General features: G+C 65.0%; 3 protein-coding genes. All 3 read left to right on the top strand.

Annotated features, from left to right (window positions below; translation table 11 throughout):
• Positions 1-1,062 (top strand): sarcosine oxidase subunit beta family protein (locus tag PVW46_RS21355; protein WP_274577502.1); only part of this gene is annotated, 1,062 nt, incomplete at its 5' end.
• 10 nt (positions 1,063-1,072) lie between these two features.
• Positions 1,073-1,375 (top strand): sarcosine oxidase subunit delta, encoded by a 303-nt coding sequence (locus tag PVW46_RS21360; protein ID WP_069208938.1) that lies wholly within the window; start codon positions 1,073-1,075, stop codon positions 1,373-1,375.
• Positions 1,372-1,764: 2Fe-2S iron-sulfur cluster-binding protein (locus PVW46_RS21365; RefSeq protein ID WP_274577504.1), on the top strand; the 393-nt coding region annotated here is incomplete at its 3' end. The genes PVW46_RS21360 and PVW46_RS21365, both read left to right, overlap by 4 nt.

Below are 1,764 nucleotides of genomic sequence, written 5' to 3' on the forward strand. Positions count from 1 at the left end.
AAGGGCTGGCTGGGCGGCGGCAACACCGGCCGCAACACCACCATCATCCGGTCGAACTATCTCTACGACGAGAGCGCGAAGCTCTACGATCACGCGGTCGACCTGTGGGAGAACCTCAGCCAGGAACTGAACTACAACGTCATGTATTCGCGCCGCGGCGTGCTGATGCTGGCGCACAACGTGCATGACGTCCAGAGCTTCAAGCGGCACATCCATGCCAACCGCCTGAACGGTGTCGACAACCGCTGGCTGACGACGCAGGAGTGCAAGGATTACTGCCCGCCGCTGAACATTTCTCCGAACGCGCGTTACCCCGTCATGGGCGGTGCGCTTCAGGAACGCGCCGGGACGGCGCGGCACGATGCCGTGGCCTGGGGCTATGCCCGTGGCGCCGCGATGCGCGGCGTGGACATCATCCAGAACTGCGCGGTCACGGCGATCCGCCGTAACACGGACGGGTCGGTGGCCGGCGTCGAGACCGCCAAGGGGTTCATCAAGGCCAAGAAGGTCGCCGTCTCTGCCGCAGGCCATACCTCGGTCGTGATGGAAACCGCCGGCGTCCGCCTGCCGCTGGAAAGCTATCCGCTGCAGGCGCTGGTCTCTGAGCCGGTTAAGCCGATCTTCCCCTGCGTGGTGATGTCGAACGCGGTGCACGCCTACATCAGCCAGTCCGACAAGGGCGAACTGGTGATCGGCTCTGGCACCGACCAGTACACGTCCTACAGCCAGCGCGGCGGGTTGCCGCTGATCGAGCATACCGTGGCCGCGATCACAGAGGTCTTCCCGATCTTCAACCGTATGCGGATGCTGCGGAAATGGGGCGGCATCGTGGACGTGACCCCGGACCGGTCGGCCATCATCTCCAAGACCCCGGTCGAGGGGCTTTATGTCAACTGCGGCTGGGGCACCGGCGGGTTCAAGGCGACACCCGGCGCGGCGCATACCTTTGCCTGGACCATCGCCAAGAACGAACCGCACCCGATCAACGCACCTTTCACGATGGAACGGTTCCGCACCGGCCGCCTGATCGACGAGGCCGCCGCCGCGGCTGTGGCTCACTGAGGATATCGAGATGCTTCTGATCCATTGCCCCTATTGCGAAGAGACGCTGCCCGAGGCCGAGTTCACCTATGCCGGCCAGGCGCATGTCATCCGCCCCGAAAACCCCTCTGGCCAGACCGACGACCAGTGGGAGGAGTTCCTGTTCATCCGCGCCAACCCCAAGGGTCCGCACTATGAGCGCTGGCGGCATTTCCACGGGTGCGGGCGGTTTTTCAACGCCGTGCGCGACACCGTTTCGGACAAGTTCCTGACCACCTACAAGGCGGGCGCCCCGCGCCCCGACCTCTCCAGCCTGACGGAGGGCCTGAAATGAGCCAGTTTCGCGTAGCGGGCAAGGGCCGCGTCGACACCGGTCGGCCCGTCACCTTTACCTTTGACGGCAAGTCCTACAAGGGCGCGCAGGGTGACACCGTCGCGTCGGCGCTGCTGGCGAATGGCGTGCACCTGATGGGCCGGTCGTTCAAGTACCATCGCCCGCGCGGCGCCGTCGCCGCCGGATCGGAAGAACCGAACGCCCTGGTCGGCACCCGCCGCGGCAAGGGCCGGTTCGAGCCGAACACCCGCGCCACGGTGCAGGAAATCTGGCAGGGGCTGGAGACGACCTCGCAGAACAAGTATCCAAGCCTGAAATGGGACATCGGCGCGGTCAACGATGCCGCCTACATGCTGTTCTCGGCGGGTTTCTACTACAAGACCTTCATG

Origin of the sequence: Mameliella sp. AT18 (assembly GCF_028807275.1) — a bacterium.
Classification (GTDB): Bacteria; Pseudomonadota; Alphaproteobacteria; order Rhodobacterales; family Rhodobacteraceae; genus Antarctobacter; species Antarctobacter albus.